This is a genomic window from Streptosporangium sp. NPDC001681, from assembly GCF_040298085.1.
Lineage (GTDB): Bacteria > Actinomycetota > Actinomycetes > Streptosporangiales > Streptosporangiaceae > Streptosporangium.
Window position 1 is genome coordinate 1 of the sequence record NZ_JBEOZN010000165.1, and the last position, 19,876, is coordinate 19,876.

Here is a 19,876-nt window from a genome sequence, read left to right on the forward strand (position 1 = left end):
CTGTCGGGCGGCCAGCGCCAGCGGGTGGCCATCGCCAGGGCGCTGGCCACCCGCCCGGACGTGCTCGTCTGCGACGAGCCGGTCTCCGCGCTGGACGTGTCGATCCAGGCCCAGGTGCTCGACCTGCTCGCGGAGATCCAGGCGGCGGACGGGACCGCGATGATCTTCATCTCGCACGACCTGGGGGTGGTCCACCACGTCGCGGACCGGGTGCTGGTCATGCGCGCCGGGCGGGTCGTGGAGGAGGGGTACGTGGATGAGGTGTTCTTCCTGCCCGAGCACGACTACACCCGCGAGCTGCTCGGCGCGGTGCCCAAACTGGTCTCCGCGGGGCCCTGACCGAGAGCGCGGACGTCGGGTAGGAGCAGGACGCCCAGGCAGGAGACGGCCAGCAGCGCCGCCGCCCCGTAGAGGGTGGCCGTCGCGCCCGCCGCGCCGGCCAGCGGTCCGGCCAGGGCCATACCGAGGGGCGTCAGCCCGAGGGAGAGCAGCCAGTCGTAGGCGGACACCCGTGAGATCGCCTCGGCGGGGATGTGTTCCTGCACGGCGGTCTCCCAGAGCGGGGACATGAACGCCAGGCCGCCGGTCGCCAGCCCGAAGGCCGCCGCGACGGCGAGCGCGGGCGCGCCGGCGGCGAGCAGGGTCAGCGGGAGCGCGCCGAGCGCGAGCGCGATGTTGGCCACTACCAGGGGGCGTCGGGGCCTCGCCCGGAGTGCCAGCAGCGCGCCGCAGAGGGCGCCGACCGTGCCGCCCTGCACGATCGTGCCCCAGGCGAGCTCACCGCCGAGGCTCGTGACGGCGATCACCGGCCCGATCGTGATCATGGCGCAGCGGGCCAGGTTCCACAGCGAGTGGCCGATGAGGTTCGTCCAGTACCACCGGTGGCTGCGCAGCAGCGCCCAACCCTCGGCGAGCTGCCTGAGGAACCGCTCGTGCGGCACGGGCGGGATCGGCCCGAGCCGGAGGCGGCCGAGCAGCACCGCGCTGGCGGTGAAGGTCGCGGCGTCCAGCAGCAGTGCCCAGCCGGGGCCGGCGGTCAGCGCGAGGGCGGTGGCGATCCCCGGGCCGAGCAGTACGGACCCGCGCTGGGCGATCGCCATGAGCGCGTTGGCCCCGGGGAGGTGCTCGGCCGCCACGGTGGCGGGCACCAGACCGGTCGTGGCGGGCAGGAAGAACGCGGAACCGGCGCCGGAGACCGCGGCCAGTGCCGCCAGGTGGACGATGTCGACGGTGCCGGTGACCAGCTCGACGCCCATGACGGCGTGGGCGAGGCCGCGGACCAGGTCCGCGCCGATCATCACGCGACGGCGCGGCAGCCGGTCGGCCCAGACGCCGCCGGGCAGCATCAGCGCCACCATGGCGATCGACTGGGCGGCCAGTACCACCCCGAGGTCGGTGACCGAGCCGGTCGCGGTGACGATCGCCAGCGCGAGGGCCACCGAGGTGACGGAGTCGCCGAGACTCGACAGGGTCTGGCCGGCCCACAGCAGGCGGAAGCGGGGGTCCCGTAAGGGGACCCAGGAGTCTCGCAGGGGGGTCATGGGGCGAAATTACTACGAAATCAAAATATATGCATCCGTATAAATGATGACCCGATGGAGCGCCGTGTCACCCGAGGGTGACCGGGACGGTGCCCGGCATCGCGGCGGCGAGGGGGCGCGGGTGTCCACCGTGATGACGCCGTGATGACAGCCGTGATGACAAGGGGGCATTGGTGCACCGGCCCGTCAGAGCCGCGGGCGACCGCCTCGGCGGCGCGGGGTACCGGTTCGGGGTGCCGCCGGGGCCGAGGCCGGCCGCCGCGACGAGGGCCGCGTTACCCTGTGGGCATGTCAGAGCCTGACTCCGTCGACCGGCACATCGCGCACTGGTCCCGGGAGCTGCCCGACCTCGACCCGCAGATCGAGGGGATCTTCACACGGATGCAGATGATCGTGCGGCTGCTCAGGCGCAACAAGGACAGCTGGCTGGCCGCCGGAGGACTCAAGCACTGGGAGTTCCAGGTCCTGCACCACCTGGTCGCGGCAGGGCCGCCCTACCGGGCGACCCCGTCGCTGCTGGCCGAGTGGCTCGACACCCACCCGGCCACGATGACCAACCGGCTCGACCGGCTGGAGCAGGCCGGATACGTCGACCGCGTGCACGACCCCGGCGACCGCCGCCGCCTGCTCGTCGCACTGACCCCGGCCGGGCGTGCGATCTGGCAGGAGCGGATGGACGACAGCGGCCTGGAGGAGCAGGACCTGCTCGCCCCGCTCGACCCCGGCGACCGTGAGCTCCTCGACGACCTCCTGCGCCGGATGGTCCGCGCGGCGGAGGCGGGCGGGCCGCCGCTGATGCCCGGCTGGCCGTCAGGCCCGGACGCGGAAAACCGCATGTCGAACCGGGGAACGGGTGGTTAGCATGAGAGCATGACCTTCTTGGTGATGCTCTCCCCCGCAGCCGGGGTCACCTGACGTCTTCTTGAGGCCCTGAAACGGGGCCTTGATCTGTTTTCGGGCTCCAGCGGAGGTTCCGATGTCCCGAATCCTGCTCACCACGACCATCCCGTACGTCAACGCCCGTCCCCACCTGGGCTTTGCCCTGGAACTCGTCCAGGCGGACGTGCTCGCCAGGCACCACCGCCTGCTCGGCGACGAGGTCAGGTTCCAGACGGGCACCGACGACAACTCGCTCAAGAACGTGCGGGCCGCCGAGGCCGAGGGGATCGCCGTACGGGATCTCGTCGACCGCAACGCCGCCGAGTTCGCCCGGCTGGCGGGACCGCTCTCGCTCTCCTACGACGACTTCATCCGTACCAGCGCCGACCCCCGGCACCGGCCCGGTGTCGAGCGGTTCTGGCGGGCCTGCTCCGCCGACCTGTACCGCAGGCACTACGAGGGCCTCTACTGCGTCGGCTGCGAGCAGTTCTATCCGTCCGACGAGCAGTGCCCCGAGCACGACGCCCCGCTCCAGCGCGTGTCCGAGGAGAACTGGTTCTTCCGCCTGTCCCGCTACCGCGACGAGCTGTACGGCCTGATCGACAGCGGCCGCATTCGCGTCGAGCCCGCCGAGCGCCGCAACGAGATCCTGGCCTTCATCGCCGCAGGGCTGTCCGACTTCAGCGTCTCCCGCTCCCAGGCGCGGGCACGCGGCTGGGGCATCCCGGTGCCGGGCGATCCCGGACAGGTGATCTACGTGTGGTGGGACGCGCTCGGCAACTACCTGACCGCGCTGGACTACGCGAAGGGAGAGCACGACGACTGGTGGTCCGGCGCCGACCGGCGGATCCACGTGCTCGGCAAGGGCGTCCTGCGCTTCCACGCGGTCTACTGGCCGGCGATGCTGCTGTCGGCGGGGGAGTCGCCGCCGACGGACATCCTGGTCCACGACTACCTGACCGTGGACGGCCGGAAGATCAGCAAATCGACCCTCTCCGGCGGTGTGGGCGCCGCCACCGGAGTCCTCGACGTCTCCGGCGGTTCCGGCGCTTCGGGAGGCCTCGATGTCTCCGGCCGCCCCGGTGGCGGCTTCGCGGGAACCGATCTCTCGGCCGTCGACCCGATCGGGCTCGTCGAGGCGTACGGTGTGGACGCGGTCAGGTGGTGGCTGCTGCGGGAGGTGCCCAGGGTCGGCGACGTCGACTTCACCGCGAGGCGGCTCATCGCCCGCCACGACGGCGAGCTGGCCGACGGGCTGGGCAACCTCGTCAACCGGGTGGTCAGCATGGTCCACCGCTACCGGGACGGGATCGTGCCCGAAGAGCGTGAGACGGCTCTGGACGAGGTCAGAGGTCAGGCCCGAGGCGTGATGACCGAGGCCCTGGAGGCGTTCGACTTCCGCGCGGCCACCGCCGCCGTCTACGCGGTCGCCGAGGAGGCCAACCGGTACGTCAACCGCACCGAGCCGTGGCGCCTCGCCCGTGAGGGCTCGCCCCGGCTCGATGCGGTCCTCGGCACCCTGGTCGCCACCTGCAGGGAACTGGCGGACCTGCTGGCCCCCTTCCTCCCGGACGCCTCGGCGCGGATCGCCGGCCAGTGCCGGGGAGAGCGGCTTGCCGATCCGGTCCCGCTCTTTCCTCACCACCGCCCTCGGGGTCCCGCCCCGGCCCGTGCGGAACAGCGGAGCGAGGACGCGCGGCTGACGTCATCCGTGTCCGCACCGCACTCGAACACCGTCACCGCGAGGAAATCCGGCGGGTGAAGCGGGTTTCGGAAGCCGCTCGCGGGGAGAAACGCCACCGACGATCTTCTCGGCCCGCGCGGCGGCCGCCGTACGCCGCGTGATCCCGAAGTTCTCGGCACCGGTTCTCATGGGGCCGTTCGAAAAGAAGGTGCGGTCTACGCGACGGGGTACGGGCCTTTTCGGCGAGCAGGGACACGGCAGCGGAAAGGAGAGAGCGTGAGTCGTTCGTATGTGGTGACAGGAGGAGGCAACGGCATCGGCAGAGCCGTGGTCGAGCGTCTCCTCGGCGACGGAGGCGCCGTGGTCGTCATCGAGCGCGACCCGGCGGCGCTGGCCTGGCTGGACGGTCATGGTGCCGGCCCGCGCGCGGTCGGCGTCGTCGGTGACGCCGCCGACGAGACCGTGGCGGAGCGGGCCGCCGATGCCGCCCAGGCCGCGGGCCCGCTCGCCGGCTGGGTCAACAACGCCGCCGTGTTCCGGGACGCCTCCATCCACTCCGCCACCACCGGAGAGGTGCTGGATCTCATCACGCTGAACCTCAACGTCGCCCTCGTCGGGTGTGCGACCGCGATCCGCCGCTTCCTCGCGACGGGCACGCCGGGGGCGATCGTCAACCTCTCCTCGCACCAGGCGCGGCAGGCGGTCAGGGGCTGCCTGCCGTACGTGACGGCCAAGGCGGCCATCGAGGGGATGACCCGTGCGCTCGCGGTCGAGTACGGGCCGCGCGGCATCCGGGTCAACGCCGTGGCGCCGGGCTCGGTGGAAACCGAGCGCTATGCGGAGTTCCTCGGTTCCCAGAGACCCGATGTCGTCGCCCGCATCGAGCGGGAGATGGCGCTCCTGCACCCGCTGGGCCGGGTGGCGCGAGCCCGGGAGGTCGCGGCCGCGATCGTCCACCTGCTCTCCGACGACGCCGGCTTCATCACCGGTGCGACCGTGCCCGTCGACGGCGGGCGGTCGGTGCTCGCCCGCGATCCCGAGTCATCTGGATGAGCACGGAGCGTGATGCCCCATCGCGTCGGGGCCGGCCGGGTGGATCGCTCAGGCCAGTCGCCGTGCTCCCGCCGCCGGGGTCGCCGGGTAGATCTCCGGTGCGGCCCAGCCACGCTCGGCGTAGGCCCGGGTAACGGCCTCCCGTACGGACTCCACCCGCTCGTCGGTGACCAGTGCGATCGCCGAGCCGCCGAACCCGCCGCCGGTCATCCGCGCCCCCCGGGCACCGCCCCTGACCGCCGACTCCACGGCCACGTCCAGCTCGGCGCAGGACACCTCGAACTGGTCGCGCAGCGACAGGTGGGAGGCGTTCAGCAGGGCACCGATCTCCCGTACCGCTCCGGCCCGCAGCAGCCCGATCACCGCCTCGACCCGGTGGTTCTCCGTCACCACGTGCTGGGTGCGCCTGCGCTCGTCGCCGCTCAGCCTGGCGAGGGCGCCACCCAGGTCGGTGACGTCGCGCAGCGCGTCGAGGCCCAGATACTTCGCGGCGTTCTCGCAGTCACGGCGGCGGCGGGCGTACTTCCCGTCGGCGAGCTCGTGGCGCACCCCGGTGTTGATGATGAGCAACTGGAGGCCGTGGCTCGCCAGGTCGAACGGGATGCTCCTGGTGCTGAGGCTCCGGCAGTCCATGAACAGGGCCTTCCCCTCCTCCGCGAGGGCCGAGGCCGCCTGGTCCATGATCCCGCACGGCATGCCCACGAAGTCGTTCTCGGCCTTCTGTGCGCCCAGCGCGATCTCCATCTTGGTGAGGCCGAGCTCGTACAGCTCGTTCAGCGCCGTACCGACGACCACCTCAAGCGCCGCGCTCGACGACAGCCCCGCTCCCTGGGGCACATCCCCGTCGATCACCACGTCCGCGCCCCCGACCGGGTGCCCGGCCCCGCGGAGCACCCAGAACATCCCGGCCACGTAGCGGGTCCAGCCCTCGGCCTGGTCGAGCGTCGCGAGCGTGACCGGCTCGTCCACCTGCAACGACCTCAGCCGGATCACCTCGTCCTCGCGCGGCGAGACCGCCGCGGTCACCCCCCACGGCACCGCGAACGGCAGCACGAATCCGTCGTTGTAGTCGGTATGCTCCCCGATCAGGTTGACCCGCCCCGGCGCGTACCACACCCCGGCAGGCTCCGTTCCGTACGACTCCCGGAAAGCTTCAACAACGCGCATGATCCAACACTCCTCAACAAGGTCCACCGTTAGGGTAGCGAGTCCCTGGAACCAGGCTCCGCCAAAGGTCACATCTTGAACCCGTCCCGCCCGGCAAGTGTGCGAACAGCGCCCACGTTTGGTTGAATGCCGCAGTACGGCGTGCACGAGGGGCGGTAGCTCAGCCGGTTAGAGCAGGGGACTCATAATCCCTGGGTCGCGGGTTCGAGTCCCGCCCGCCCTACCCCTTGTGATCATGAAGAAAGCGCCCCTGACCTGCCTATTTGCAGTCTAGGGCGCTTTCGTCGTGTCCGGCTGTCCACGGCTGTCACTGATCGTTTGCGGCTGGCCGTGCCGAAGTTCCAGGGAGATCGTCAGGCTTCACCGAGCGCTTCGGAGATCCGGCGCTCGGCGGTCTCGTCCTGGCTGACGATGCACTTTGCGTAGATCTTTAGGGTTGCGTTCACGGACGCAACCCGGCGTGCCCTCCGCTCCCCGGAACGCCTCCCCGGAACAAGCGAGTGGCGGAGCACCGATGTGCTCCGCCACTCGCCCTGCCAGGTGACCTGGACCTATGTAGAACCATGCAGATCTATATGGGCCTATGCGGGCCTATGCGGGCCTTGCGCGGCCGTCGGGACCATCAGAAGCGCTGCCAGGTGTTCTTCGTGCGCTGCTGGGACACCCCGGGCTTGGAGTAGTCGCACACCCCCTGAGGGAAGGTCGTCCGCAGCCGTTCCCACTGCTCGTCGGTCCACTGCGCCGCGTAATCGTCGCGCTTCGGCTGGGTCAGCCGGCACGTGATGATGTCGGCGGTGACGTCCTCTCCCGCCACCTCCCGGGGGAAGGACGCGGTCGGGTACAGCCGCTCGCACTCGCTCGCCGGATCGCGCTCGAGTGTCTCGGCCACGAACCGCGGCTTCTCGTCGCGGGTGTTGCAGCCCTCGACCAGGGTGTTCGGCCGCGCGGTGGTGATCCGCTCGATCGGCTTGCCGCCGGGGCGGACGCCGGCGAGGTTCGTCAGCCAGTGATCCATCTGGGTCACCGCGTGCCGTACCAGCGAGCTCTCGGTGCTGAACAGCCCGTATCGGGCGTCCTCCAGCAGGCTGACGTGGTTGGCCGCGGTGCCGTTGGCCTCCTTCAGCCGTTCCCGCATGGAGAAGGTGTGGTAGCGGACGTGGATGTCGCCCCAGGACACGTCGTCCCAGTACGAGCGGTAGTCGATGATCGGCGTCCGGGCCAGCCCGCGACCGCCGCTGATCACCCGCCCGGTGCGGTAGGCGATCTTGGTCGCCTTCGGGTCGGCCTCGGTCCGCCGCGGCACGACGTTTGCGTCGGCGTCGAGGCCGCCGATGTGCTCGTTGAGGTCGAGGAACTGCTCCGGCGTGATGTTGCCATCCTTCAGGGCGCCGAGCCCGTACTGGATGCCGACGTTGTCCAGCGGCCTGCGGGCGAAGCCGGTGGCCGGGTCGGCGCCGTAGATGTTGATCGTGTGGTCGTAGACGCCGCAGCGGACGCCGGTCGGGTTGGAGATCGGGTTGTAGCGCTGCTGCTCGGGGACGATGTCGCAGTCCAGCCGCGGGTCGATCCGGTTGGCGCCCCGCGACATGGCGGACACCATGGCCGCGGTTGCGAAGCCGGAGGCCCGGCGCTTCTGCTCGTCCGTCCACGGAACCATCGTGCCGGAGGTGAAGTAGGTGTTGAGCAGCCGCGCGTCGGTGAGGAAGTTGACCGTGCTGATGCCGACCTCGGGGAACGAGCAGCCGACGACGATGCCGTCGAAGATGCCCGGGTAGTTGTCGGCGATCTGGTGGGCCTGGTACGACCCGCCCGAGCAGCCGTAGCCGATCGTGTGCTCGATCGGCCCGTGCCTCTCGACGAACAGCTCCTTCGTCATCATCGCCGACTCGGCCGCCGTGACGTCGTTGCAGTTGCTGCCGAAGACATTCAGCGAGGACGACATCAGCGCGAACCCGCGGCCGAGCATGAACGCGTCGGTGACGGTGCCGGTGCCGCTGCCCGACCGGTACCACCCGCCCGCGCAGCCGCCGCCGAGGGTGAACACGGCCCGGCCGTTCCAACCGGCGGGACGCACCGTGGGGGACGGCGCGGGCTCGGCCAGCGGGTCGTGCAGCATGCTCATCTGGACCACCGCACGGTTGGCGGTGGCCGTCTCCATCCGGACGATGAACTTGGTCAAGACGCCGAGCGAGTTCATCGTGGTGGCCAGGTCGGTGGGGTAGGCGGTGGCGCCGGCCGGCCAGCGCTTGTACGCGTCGGCGGTGGTCCGGTAGAAGTAGTCGACCCGGGGGGCGATCGTGCAGTTCGCGTCGAGCGGCTCGCCGAGCCTGCCGCCGATCACCGGGATCGCGAACGCCGCAGTCTCGCAGGCGAACGGCTGCTCGTGCGGGCCGGAGAACACCGGGCCCTGCGCGGGGTAGTTGACCAGCGTGATCGAGGCGCGCGGCCGGTGGGGCGCCTGCGCGGTGACCTCGACCGTGTTCTTGCCCTCACGCAGCCCGGTCACCAGCCCGACGAGCTCGCCGGTGCCCGGCCCGGTCTGGAAGGCCGACGTGACGTCGGTCCGGCCGTTCAACGTCACCTGGAGACTCTCGCGCGGGACGGCGCGGGGCAGCTCGATCCGGAGCAGCGAGTCGCCTCCGGTCGCCATGTCGGCCCGGCCGGAGATCGCGGAGATCCGGAGCTCGTCCGGCCCCGACTCGTCCGGCTTGGCGGTCACGGTGACCGTGACGGTCGCGGTCGAGCGCTCGGAGTCGTCGCCGACCCCGTAGGTGAACGTGTCAACGCCGACGTACCCGCGGTCGGGGGTGTAGCGGAACGACCCGTCCGCGGACGTCGTCAGGGTGCCGTGGGCCGGCTCGGACCACGCCGCCACCGCGGGCGTGACGTCGTCGGGGAAGCTGTCGTTGCCGAGCACGCCGGGCGCGTCGGCCACCAGCTCGGTCCCCTCCATGACGGTGCGGAAGTCGTCGGCGGCGGTGGGGTGCGGCGTGGGCGGTCCCTCACCAGGTGCCCGGACGACTACCTCGTACAGGCGGGCCGCGTTCGTGCTGTGCCGCGACTTCTTCGTGATCACCAGGCGGAGCGTGTCGGTCACGAGGTCGGTGCTGAACGTGACCACCGGCTTGGTGTTGTCGACCGCAGTTCCGACGGTCACCCAGCCGTCATCGGTCTGGGCTTCGACGGTGAAGTCCACCAGGACCGTGTCGGCGAAGGGGTTGGGCCAGCCGGAACCGCTGTAGATCCCGACCGTGCCGACCCGGGTCTTGGCCGGGAACTTGATCGTCAGCGTGGGGGTGGCTTCGCTCGCCGACGACATCCAGCGGGAGGACTCCGCGCACAGGCCGTCGACGGCGTTCTTCGCGCCGTAACTGGAGCTGAAGGTCGAGGACGCCGTGACGGTCGCCCCCATCGCCCGATGGCCGGTGCATTCGATGTCCGATGCCTGGGCGGAGTTCTGCGTGGTGGTCTCGGCCGACAGCGGTGCGGCAGCCAGATGGCCCGCTGCCAGCAGGGCGGTGGTCAGCAGCGCGATGACCGAGGACCTCAGGTGCATCCTCGCGGACACGACGTCTCCTCGTCTGGGGGTGGGGATGGGGGGTGGTCCGGGTGGGCGGCGCCGGCCCGCCGACCGCGTGGTCGGCGGGTCGGCGATCGCTCAGGGGCCTTCGGGGTAGACGAGGTGGACCCGGATGTTGGTCCAGTTCTGCGGGCAGTTCGCCGCCTGGCAGGTGTTGGGGGCGTGCACTCCGGTGAACTCCGGGCTTAGCTGCCAGGTCTTGCCGTAGTCGTAGGAGACCTCGAAGTAGGTGGACTCGTCGAGTTTGGCCGGGTCGAACGTGGTCCGGGCGTACATGCCGAACACCGGCGCGATCGCCTCCCAGCCGGGGGAGAACGAGGTCTTGCCGTCGATGATGTACCGCTCGTCGGTCAGCCGCTTCGGGTCGGCGCCGACCGGGCCGACGATGAGCCACTGGGGCCGGCCCATGAACGAGTTCTGGTTGAGGTCGTTGCTGAGGAACTTCACGTGGTTCGCGGGGACGATCTGGAAGCCGCCGCGGACGTTCTCGTCCCAGCTGAACCCCACGAACGGCGAGGTCGAGAAGGTCAGCGCGCCGGGGTGGTTGGTGTCCATCTGGCCGATGTGGGCGAACTCCGTGCCGCCGAAGCGCCCGGTGCCCTGGACCCGCTGGACGACGTCGGCGACCCGGCGCTTCTCACCCCGGGCGTAGCCGACGTAGATCCCGCCGTTCTTCTTGTGCGTCTTCCCCGCGACCGTGTCGCCCGCGGCCCAGTTCTCGAACTCGAGGTAGGTCGGCGAGGCGTTGCGCACCAGGGGCTGGTAGGCGGTGAAGCGCAGCTTCTGCGGGGGCGCCGCGTCCGGGTTGGCGCGGAAGTGCTCGGCGATGGGGAGCCAGGCCTGCTTCGCCTCGTCGAAGTAGGACAGCGGTGCGCCGGTGGGCAGCGAGCTCTTCCCACCGAAGATCCCCGAGCCGCCCGGGATGTCGGTGTAGATGGTGTCGGCCAGCCAGTTGCCCCAGTCGGCGCCGATGAACCGGTCGGGACGGATGTTGAGCAGGCTGGTGGTCCAGTCGCGCTCGCCGGTGGCCGGGTCGAAGTTCTCGTAGCGCAGCGGGTCGTAGCTCTCCTCCGGCCAGACCTTGGAGCGCAGCACGTAGACCGACGTGGCGAGCAGGTGTCCCGCGGTGCCGTCGACGGCACGCGAGTACTTCGACGCCCAGAAACCGTCGTTGGCCTTGACGGTGGCGGTCGCCGGCCGCTGCACGTGTCCGAGCACCGTCCGTGTGCCGTCCAGCGCGACGTGCTCGATGGCGCCGCCGGTGGAGTTGTCGATCTCGACGTGGAACTGCGCGACGAAGCGCGGATTGTTCTCCGGCTTGGCGTGTGGGGGGATCGGCGTTCCCACCATGTTGCTGATGCCCACGGGGGCGCCGCCGGGGTGGGGCGGGTTGTGCCCGAGGGACGACGCGCCGGCCGCGGAGGCGGGGGCGAGCAGTGCCACCGCCGTGAGGCTCACCCACCACAGCCGGGCGCTACGGCGTCGGCGGTTTGTCATGGTGTGGGGAGTCGCGTGCGTTTTGTCCGAGTGAACTGCTCGGCGAGCGGGAACCACGGGATGGTCCCTCCTCTTCTGGTGTTGCGCATTATCGCGGCTGTAAGTTCGGCCAGTGTTTCGACCTGATCGTCCAGCTGTCAAGATCTGGTCTTGACTGATAATGCGCATCACCACCAAGATGATGCGCATTATCGAGCTGGGTGCAGCCCCTGAGGAGGTACAGATGATCACAAAGCTGCGTGGCGCATCGCGCCTGGCGGCCGGTCTCATCGCGGTTATGGTTCTGAGCGGATGCGGCGGCGGCACCGCCGCCGGCAGTGGTGGCTCCGGCGATGACGCGAGCACTCTGCGGGTCTGGTTCCCCGGCAATCTCGCCGAGGAGGTCTCCTGGGTGAACGAGAAACTGGTCCCCGCGTTCGAGGCGGAGCACAAGGTCGACGTCCAGGTCGAGTTCGTCGACTGGGCCAACCTGGCCACGCGGCTGTCGACCGCCTTCGCCGGCGGTACCGCGCCTGACGTCTTCGGGCACGGCAACGCCGCGGCGGCCGGATACGCCGCCAATAGCCGAGTGATCGCGCTGGACGACTACCTCGCCAAGATGCCCGCCACGGACGTGGCGGACCTGACGTTCCTCGACCAGGGCAAGGTGGGCGGCAAGCAGATCATCATGCCGCTGCGCGGCTTCGGCCACCTGCTCGCCTACCGCACCGACCTGTTCCAGGAGGCGGGCCTCGACCCGGCCTCCCCGCCCGCGACGTGGCAGGACCTGCGCTCAGCGGCGGACCGGCTCGTCGTCCGCGACGGCGACTCCATCACCCGCTCCGGCGTGATCTTCCCCGCCGACGACCCGACGAGCATGTCGCAGGCGTTCGGCAGCTTCCTGTTCCAGGCCGGCGGGACCTTCGTCGACGAGGGCAGCACGAAGATCACCTGGAACTCCGAGGCGGGCAAGCGCGCGCTCGGGTTCCTCGCCGACTTCTACAACGGCCCGAAGGCGGTGGCCACCGGCCTGGGCGAGGCGACGAGCGGGGCGGGGGCACAGCACCCGCTGGTCACCGGACGTGCGGCCATGGCCGTGATCGACGAGGCGACGCTCAAGAGCATCCACGAGCAGTCTCCCGACATCGCCGCGAAGATCAAGCTGGCCCCGCCGCTGAAGGACACCACCGCGGCGTCGTTCGGCGGAGCCGGCAACGGGCTGTTCATCAGCGCCGACTCCGGCCACAAGGACCAGGCGTGGGAGTTCATCGAGTTCCTGCTCAAGCCGGCGAACGCCAAGGCGTACGTCCAGGCCGTCGGCGGCATCCCGGCGCGCGCCTCCCTGGCCGCCGACCCCGAGCTCTCCGCCCAGCCGTACATCAAGCCCTACATGGACGCCGCCGCCCAGTTCCGCGGGAACCCCAACGTCGAGACGTGGACGCAACAGCGCGAGGTGCTGGCCAAGGAGATCGAGGCCGCGCTGCGCGGCAAGGCGTCCGCCGGTGAGGCGCTCGACCGCGCGGCGTCGAAGGCCGCGGGCCTGGCGAAGCAGAACTGATCGGCCGACTCGAACGGATCTCGAACGGATGAAGCTACATCATGGTGACTGAGACCCGGCCGCCGGGAACGTCCCCCAGGCCCGATCCCGTGGCGGTACGCCGGCCGAGGCGGAGCCCGCTCCACTCGGCCCAGCGCAGAGCGGGCTGGATCCTGGTCCTGCCCGCCGCCCTCGCGCTGTCGCTGGTCACGATCATCCCGATCGGGTACGGCTTCTACCTGAGCCTGACCTCGTACAACCCCGTCGAACGCGGCGGGCCCAGGTTCCACGGCCTGGACGGCTACCTCGCCGTGCTCCAGTCCGGCGAGTTCTGGCACGCCATCTGGATCACCGTCCAGTACTCCTTCGGCACGCTGATCCTGGCCGTGCCGGCGGCCCTCGCCCTGGCGCTCCTGGTCAACGGCCGGTTTCCGGGTGTGGCTCTGTTCCGTGCGGTGCTCTACCTGCCGCGGGTGGTGCCGCTGGTGGCGGTGAGCATGATCTGGCTGTGGCTGTACTCCCACGACGGGCTGTTCAACTACCTGCTGGATCTGGTCGGGCTGCCACCGGTGAACTTCCTCACCGACGAGGACACCGCCCTGGTGTCGCTGATCGGGATGCGGGCCTGGAAGGCGCTCGGAGGCAGCATGATCATTTTCCTGGCGGGGCTCCAGGCGGTCCCGGTCTCGCTGCTGGAGGCCGCGTCCGTGGACGGCTGCGGGCGCTGGCGGACGCTGCGGCACGTGATCCTGCCGCTGCTCGTGCCGATCACGACGTACGTGGTCGTGGTCGACCTCATCTACCTCGCCCAGTCCTTCTCCGAGATCTACGTCCTGACCTCCGGAGGTCCGCTGTCCTCCACGACCGTCCTGAACATGCTGATCTACAACGAGGCCTTCGAGCACTACCGGCTCGGCAATGCGAGCGCCATGGCGTTCCTGCTGTTCTGCCTGATCTTCGGCCTCGCCTACCTCAGCATCCGCACGATGGCGAGAGGAGGCCGGCGGTGAACGTGCGAACGGCCCGGACGGCACGACCGGGTACCGGCGGGACCGGCCGGCGCAGGACGCTCCTCGCCGGGGTGGTCACCCTGCTGGTGGCGATGCCATTCGTCTGGATGGTGTCGCTGGCCTTCAAGCCGAAGACCGAGGTGTTCAGCTACCCGCCGAAGCTGCTGCCCGACCAGCCGACGCTGGACAACTTCGCGTACGTCTGGAACTCCACGAACATCCCCGGGGCGATGGCCAACAGCCTGATCGTGGCGACGCTCACGGTCGCGGGGAACTGCGTCGCGGCGACGGCGGCGGGCTACGCCCTGGCGCGGATCGACTTCCGCGGGTCGCGCCTGCTGTTCACCACGGTGCTGGGCAGCGCCATGGTGCCGTCCATCGTGCAGCTGATCCCGCTGTTCCTCATCGTCAAGGGCTTCCCGCTGGCCGGCGGCAACGACCTGTTCGGCCAGGGCGGCACCGGGCTGCTGGACTCGCACATCGGGCTCGTGCTGCCGATGCTGGTGCAGCCGCTGAACATCTACCTCGCCCGGCAGTACTTCCTCGACATGCCGGGCGAGCTGGCGGAGGCCGGCCGGCTGGACGGCGCCGGAGAACTGCGCATCTTCTGGCAGATCTACATGCCGCTGGCCCGGCCGATCGTCGCCACCATCGCCATCCTCTCCTTCACCGGCGCCTGGGAGGACTTCCTGTGGCCGCTGGTGGCGGTGTCGTCGCCGCAGATGCAGACGCTGCCGCTGGCGCTCAGCTCGTTCGCGGGCAGCGGCGTGACCCAGTACGGCCCGCTGATGGCCGGGACGTTCCTCGCGATCGTGCCCGTCCTGGTGATCTTCGTCGCGGGTCAGCGGCACTTCGTGCAGGGGCTGGGAGCGGGAGGGGTGAAGGGGTGAGTCACAGCAGACCAGTCGTGACGCTGCTCCCGCTCGACGACCGGCCGGTGAACACCGGCCACGTCGCCGGGCTGGCCGGCACCGCCGGAACCCGGCTGCGGCTCCCGCCGGCCGGGCTCCTGCCGGCACGTGGCGTACCCGCGGACATGGACGGCACGGCCCGGTGGCTGGAGGATGCCGCCGGCGACAGCGACGCCGTCGTGGTCAGCGTCAACCAGCTCGCCCACGGCGGATTCGTCGCCTCGCGGCGCACCACCGAGCCGCTGGCCCGGACGCTGGCCCGCCTGGACGTGCTGCGCCGGATCCGGGCGGGCCGGCCGGAACTTCCCGTCCATGCCTTCGTGACACTGATGCGGACCAGGAAGTCCGACGGCGCCGGGGCCGAGCCGGAGTACTGGGACCGGCACGGCCGGCGGTTCTTCGCCCTGTCCGAGGAGCTCTACCGGGCCGAACACGGACGCCCGGACGCGGCGGCGCACGCCAGGGCGGAGATCCCCGAGCCGTTCGTCGCGGACTTCTTCACCCGGCGGATGCGCCTGCACGCCATGCAACTGGCCTGCGTCGAGCTGGTGGCGGAGGGAGTCGTCGACACGCTGTCGATCCTGGTGGAGGACAGCACGGTCGAGAGCGTGTCCACGAGCGAGCGGGAGTGGCTGGAGGCCTGGATCGGCCGCCTCGGCCTGGGCGACCGGATCAGCTGCCTCCCGGGCGCCGACGAGGCCGGCGCCGTGCTGACCACGCGGGCCGCGCTGGAGCACGCCGGCCTGCGCCCGAGGGTGGCCGTCGCCTGCCTCGACCCGGACGCCCTCGGACGGATCGCGGCGTACGAGGACGTGGCCGTCCGCGACACGATCACCGACCAGGTCGCCGCCATCGGCGCGGTCCTGGTCGAGGACGCCGCCCAGGCCGACCTGGTGCTCGCGGTGCACCCTCCGGGCCTACCCCCGCGCGACTGGTGCTCCGGGCCGGACCAGCCAGAGCGGCCGGGCGACGATGCGGTGTGCCTCGCCGGACGGGCGCGCGACCTGCTGGACGCAGGGCGCCCGGTCGCGGTGGCGGACGTCGCCGACGCGAACGGCGCCGACCCCGCGCTGGTCATGGCGTTGCGCGACGCCGGCTTGCTCCGGCGCCTCGCCGGGTACGCGGCGTGGAACACCGCGGGCAACACGATCGGCAGCGCGCTGGCCCAGGGGTGCAGCCGCCTGCTGGCCGCCGACGACCGGCAACTGGCCGAGCACGCCCGCACCCTCACCCATCGTCTGCTCGACGACTGGGGGTACCAGACCTCCGCGCGGCGCGGGGTTCTCGCCGCCGGGACGGCCGTCCGACCGGACCTGGTGGAGCGGGAACTGGGCGATCTGCTCGCGGATCTCGGCCCGCCGGCCGACAAGTTTCGCATTGTGCCCGGCAGCGTGTGCTTCCCGTGGGATCGTCCGTTCGAGATTTCCTTTGAGTTGGAGCATCTCGAGGAAGGGAACGATCGCCGGTGAAGGATACACCCCGCCGCAGGCCGCGCCAGTCCGACATCGCCAAGCTGGCCGGTGTCTCGCAGACCACGGTCTCCATAGTGATCAACGGTAGGGAGTCGGACACCATACGGATCCCCCCGGAGACCAGGCAGCACGTCTTCGAGGTGGCCCGATCCCTGGGCTACGTCGTCGATCCGGTGGCGCGCAGCCTGGCCGGCGGGATGAACCGCCTGATCGGTGTCTACACGTTCGAGTCGCTGTTCCCGATGGACCATCACGACTTCTACTACCCGTTCCTGGTGGGGGTCGAGGCCGCGGCTGAGGCGCTCGGCTACGACATGCTGATGTTCACCAGCGCCACCGGCTCGGACGGCAGCAGGTCGATCTACCGCGACGGCGTCAACCGGCTGGGGCTCGCCGACGGGTGCGTGCTGCTCGGCAAGGAGACCAACCGGGACGACATCGTCCGGCTGCGGGACGAGGGGTTCAGGTTCGCGCTGATCGGCCGTCGTGACGTGCCCGGCCCCATCACCTACGTCACCGCGGACTACGCGACTGCGACCGGGGAGGTCGTCGACCACCTGGTGGGCCTCGGGCACGAGCGCATCGCCTACCTGACGGCGGCGGATCCGGGTGAACCGTCCGCCGACCGTGACACCGGGTTCTGGGCCGCCCAGAGCCGGCACGGGCTCGACACCGGCGGGCTCGTGCTGCCGGTCCGCAAGGAGGAGGGGCCGTCGGCCGAGGAGGTACGGCGGCTGCTGGAGGCCGGAGCCACCGCGTTCATCGCCCACGAGTCGGTGGTCGCGCTCCGGCTGCTCGACCTCCTCGGCGGGATGGGCGTCGACGTGCCCGGCGCGTGCTCGGTGGCCGCGCTCAGCGACCCGCCGGAGGACGTACCAGGTCCGGAACTCACCTGCTTCCGGATACCGGGGCGGGAGATGGGGATACGCGCGGTCGAGCTGCTGGTCCAGCAGCTCGAGTCGGATGAAGAGGTCGAGCCGCAGGCCGTCGCGTTGTCATGCACCTTCGTCGCTGGACAGACCAGCGGCCCAAATCGAAAGGAATCATGAGTGACCGAGTTCCGCGCAGACGTACTGGTGGTCGGTGGGGGGTTGGGCGGCGTCGCGGCCGCGCTGGCCGCGGCCGGGAACGGCGCGCAGGTGGTGCTCACCGAGGAGACGGCCTGGCTGGGCGGGCAGCTCACGACGCAGCTCGTCCCGCCCGACGAACATCCCTGGATCGAGGCCTTCGGAAGCACCGCGAGCTACCGGCGGCTACGCGACGGCATCCGTGAGTACTACCGGCGCGGGTACCCGCTGCGGTCCGCGTCGAGGTCGCTGCCGCACCTGAACCCCGGCGCGGGCCGGGTCGGCCCGCTGTGCCACGAGCCGCGGGTGGCCCTGGCGGTGATCGAGGCCATGCTCGCTCCGTGGCAGGCGGCCGGGCAGATCACCGTGCTGCGCCGGCACGTCCCGGCGACCGCCCAGGTCGACGGCGACCACGTGACGGCGATGGGGTTCCACGACCTGGAGACGGGCGGCGACGTCACCGTCACGGCCAGGTTCGTCCTGGACGCCACGGAGGCCGGGGACGTGCTGCCGATCACCGGCACCGAGTTCGCGACCGGCGCCGAGTCGCAGGCCGACACGGGCGAGCCGCACGCCGCAGCGACCGCGCGGCCGGACAACATGCAGGCGGTGTCGGTGTGCTTCGCGCTCTCGCACCACGCAGGGGAGAACCACACGATCGACAAGCCGGACGACTACGCCGCATGGCGGGCGCTGGCTCCCGAGTGGTGGCACGGCCCCCAGTTCGGCTGGGTCGCCCCGCACCCGCACACGCTGGAACCCCGGCGCTACGTCTTCACCCCGAACCCGGACGACGACCCGACGGGCATCATCGCCGACCAGAGCAAGGACCCGGGGTCGGACGAGCTGTGGACGTTCCGGCGGATCCTGGCCCGCAACCACTTCCGGCCGGGTGCGTTCAACAGCGACATCACCATCGTGAACTGGCCGATGATCGACTACCTGGGCGGGCCGGTCATCGGCGGCACCGCCGAGCAGAACGCGGCCCACACCGCCGCGGCGCGGGCGCAGAGCCTGAGCTTCCTCTACTGGCTGCAGGCCGAGGCGCCCCGGCCCGACGGCGGCTCCGGCTGGCCCGGCCTGCGGCTGCGTCCCGACGTCACCGGCACCGCCGACGGCCTGGCGATGCGCCCGTACATCAGGGAGTCGCGGCGGATCCGCGGGCAGTACCGGATCGTGGAGCAGGACCTCGCGGTGGCCGTACGCCCCGAGGGGGCCGTCTCCTACCACGACAGCGTCGGGATCGGCTCGTACCGGATCGACCTGCACCCCTCGACCGGTGGGGACAACTACATCGACGTACCGGCCTGGCCGTTCCAGGTCCCGATGCGCGCGCTGGTTCCCGAGCGCGTGCGGAACGTGATCGCCGCGGGCAAGAACATCAGCACCACGCACATCACCAACGGGTGCTACCGGGTCCACACGGTCGAGTGGACCGTGGGCGAGGCGGCCGGTCACCTGGCGTCGTTCTGCGTGGCTCGAGACACCGAGCCGCACCAGGTCACCGCGACGCCGGGCTTGCTGGCCGAGGTCCAGGAATCGATGGCCGGTCAAGGCATGGAGCTGGGCTGGCCGAATGTCACCTACTACTGAGACGGGGTTCTCGAATGCGTTTGCCCGAATCGCGGCTGGCCGTCCTGGTCAGTCTGCCGCGCAATGAGACCGCTCTCGCGGAAGCGGCGTCGCGTGCGGGAGCCGACGGCCTGAAGGTGCACACGAACGTGCGGCACCGGGCCTCGGGGACGGCCTTCGGGCCGCTGGACACCGAGCGTGAGCGGCTGCGCGGCATTCTCGCGCTCGGCGTCCCAACGGGCCTCGTCGTCGGCGCGGCCGGATCAGTGTCGATCGCGGAGATGGTCGCGGCGCGGGAGATGGGGTTCGACTACTTCGACGTCTACGCCGCCGACGCGCCCGCGGGCTACGTCGAGGCGTGCGGGCCGGTGACGCCCATGGTGGCCCTGGGGCCGGGCGACGGCCCATCCCAGGCGCGGGCCCTGGCACGGCGGGGGAGCCGGGCGCTCGAACTCTCCACGCTCGAACCCGAGAGGTACGGTACGCCGCTGACGCTGGCGACCCTGGCGAGGCTGGAGGCGGTGGCGTCGGCGGTCGACATCCCCGTCATCGTGCCGAGCCAGCACGCGCTGCTCCCGGACGACCTCGCGCTCCTCCGGGAGGCGGGCGCGGCCGCGGTGCTGCTGGGGGCCGTGGTGACGGGCGCCGACACGGCGGAGTTCGGTGCGCGGATCGCGCCGTACGTTGCCGCCGCCCTCTAGTGGTGCTTTGTTAGATCAGCCTGTTGTGGCTGGTCGGGTTGGTCGTGTGGTGGTTCGATGCGGGCGTGACCCCCGAACAGCTCGCTCATATCCTTCGGCGGTTGGAGACGTTCGCCGCTGAGGTGTTCACCCCCTTGGCCCGCTCGGATCAGCGGGCCAAGGGGATCACCTACCTGCGGGGACTGCTCTTGGACGGTCGCCGTAAGTCGATGCAGCCGATGGCCGA

At 70.8% G+C, this 19,876-nt stretch carries 16 protein-coding genes and 1 tRNA gene; 13 read left to right on the forward strand and 4 right to left on the reverse strand.

Annotation, left to right across the window (positions count from 1 at the left end; translation table 11 throughout):
- Positions 1-339, forward strand: a 339-nt coding sequence (locus tag ABT130_RS42270; RefSeq protein WP_350965415.1) for an ATP-binding cassette domain-containing protein, incomplete at its 5' end; no start/stop codon positions are given.
- Here ABT130_RS42270 and ABT130_RS42275 read toward each other — a convergent pair.
- The gene (locus tag ABT130_RS42275) at positions 285-1,541 is read right to left on the reverse strand and encodes an MFS transporter (protein ID WP_350965417.1); all 1,257 of its coding nucleotides are present in this window, start codon (positions 1,539-1,541) and stop codon (positions 285-287) included. The two genes, ABT130_RS42270 and ABT130_RS42275, sit on opposite strands and share 55 nt — an antisense overlap.
- A 288-nt stretch (positions 1,542-1,829) precedes the next feature.
- On the opposite strand from ABT130_RS42275, the gene ABT130_RS42280 reads away from it, so the two are divergent.
- From ABT130_RS42280 to ABT130_RS42290, 3 genes are all read left to right on the forward strand, one after another.
- Positions 1,830-2,402: a MarR family winged helix-turn-helix transcriptional regulator gene (locus ABT130_RS42280; protein ID WP_350965419.1), complete on the forward strand. Its 573-nt coding sequence runs from the start codon at positions 1,830-1,832 to the stop codon at positions 2,400-2,402.
- Positions 2,403-2,517: 115 nt separating this feature from the next.
- Positions 2,518-4,182 carry a methionine--tRNA ligase gene (locus ABT130_RS42285; protein WP_350965421.1) on the forward strand — a complete coding sequence of 555 codons (1,665 nt, stop codon included), beginning with the start codon at positions 2,518-2,520 and terminating at the stop codon, positions 4,180-4,182.
- A gap of 198 nt (positions 4,183-4,380) precedes the next feature.
- Positions 4,381-5,157 (forward strand): SDR family NAD(P)-dependent oxidoreductase, encoded by a 777-nt coding sequence (locus ABT130_RS42290; protein ID WP_350965423.1) that lies wholly within the window; start codon positions 4,381-4,383, stop codon positions 5,155-5,157.
- Between the two features lie 48 nt (positions 5,158-5,205).
- Here the strand turns inward: ABT130_RS42290 and galK are convergent, their stop codons facing one another.
- Positions 5,206-6,324 (reverse strand): galactokinase, encoded by a 1,119-nt coding sequence (gene galK, locus ABT130_RS42295; RefSeq protein ID WP_350965425.1) that lies wholly within the window; start codon positions 6,322-6,324, stop codon positions 5,206-5,208.
- A gap of 149 nt (positions 6,325-6,473) precedes the next feature.
- Between galK and ABT130_RS42300 the strand changes: the two genes are divergently transcribed.
- A tRNA-Ile gene (locus ABT130_RS42300) sits at positions 6,474-6,547 on the forward strand.
- A 399-nt stretch (positions 6,548-6,946) separates the two neighbouring features.
- On the opposite strand, the gene ABT130_RS42305 is transcribed toward ABT130_RS42300, so the two are convergent.
- Together ABT130_RS42305 and ABT130_RS42310 are read right to left on the reverse strand one after the other, a co-directional pair.
- The gene (locus tag ABT130_RS42305; RefSeq protein WP_350965427.1) at positions 6,947-9,892 is read right to left on the reverse strand and encodes a DUF6351 family protein; all 2,946 of its coding nucleotides are present in this window, start codon (positions 9,890-9,892) and stop codon (positions 6,947-6,949) included.
- Between the two features lie 90 nt (positions 9,893-9,982).
- Complete coding sequence (locus tag ABT130_RS42310; RefSeq protein ID WP_350965428.1) at positions 9,983-11,401, reverse strand: hypothetical protein; 1,419 nt, start codon at positions 11,399-11,401, stop codon at positions 9,983-9,985.
- A gap of 223 nt (positions 11,402-11,624) precedes the next feature.
- Between ABT130_RS42310 and ABT130_RS42315 the strand changes: the two genes are divergently transcribed.
- From ABT130_RS42315 to ABT130_RS42350, 8 genes are all read left to right on the forward strand, one after another.
- Positions 11,625-12,938, forward strand: a complete 1,314-nt coding sequence (locus tag ABT130_RS42315; RefSeq protein WP_350965430.1) for an ABC transporter substrate-binding protein — start codon at positions 11,625-11,627, stop codon at positions 12,936-12,938.
- A gap of 41 nt (positions 12,939-12,979) precedes the next feature.
- Positions 12,980-13,927: a carbohydrate ABC transporter permease gene (locus ABT130_RS42320; RefSeq protein WP_350965432.1), complete on the forward strand. Its 948-nt coding sequence runs from the start codon at positions 12,980-12,982 to the stop codon at positions 13,925-13,927.
- Entirely contained in the window at positions 13,924-14,817 is an 894-nt protein-coding gene (locus tag ABT130_RS42325) for a carbohydrate ABC transporter permease (protein ID WP_350915541.1), read from the forward strand. Before ABT130_RS42320 ends, ABT130_RS42325 begins: the two co-directional genes overlap by 4 nt.
- Before the next feature lie 17 nt (positions 14,818-14,834).
- Positions 14,835-16,307 (forward strand): DUF4127 family protein, encoded by a 1,473-nt coding sequence (locus tag ABT130_RS42330; RefSeq protein ID WP_350965434.1) that lies wholly within the window; start codon positions 14,835-14,837, stop codon positions 16,305-16,307.
- Positions 16,304-17,359 (forward strand): LacI family DNA-binding transcriptional regulator, encoded by a 1,056-nt coding sequence (locus tag ABT130_RS42335; RefSeq protein ID WP_350965436.1) that lies wholly within the window; start codon positions 16,304-16,306, stop codon positions 17,357-17,359. Before ABT130_RS42330 ends, ABT130_RS42335 begins: the two co-directional genes overlap by 4 nt.
- Positions 17,360-18,970: an FAD-dependent oxidoreductase gene (locus ABT130_RS42340; RefSeq protein WP_350965438.1), complete on the forward strand. Its 1,611-nt coding sequence runs from the start codon at positions 17,360-17,362 to the stop codon at positions 18,968-18,970. It abuts the gene before it with no gap.
- Between the two features lie 14 nt (positions 18,971-18,984).
- Positions 18,985-19,650, forward strand: a complete 666-nt coding sequence (locus tag ABT130_RS42345) for a hypothetical protein (protein ID WP_350915533.1) — start codon at positions 18,985-18,987, stop codon at positions 19,648-19,650.
- Between the two features lie 65 nt (positions 19,651-19,715).
- Positions 19,716-19,876 (forward strand): transposase (locus ABT130_RS42350; RefSeq protein WP_350965439.1); only part of this gene is annotated, 161 nt, incomplete at its 3' end.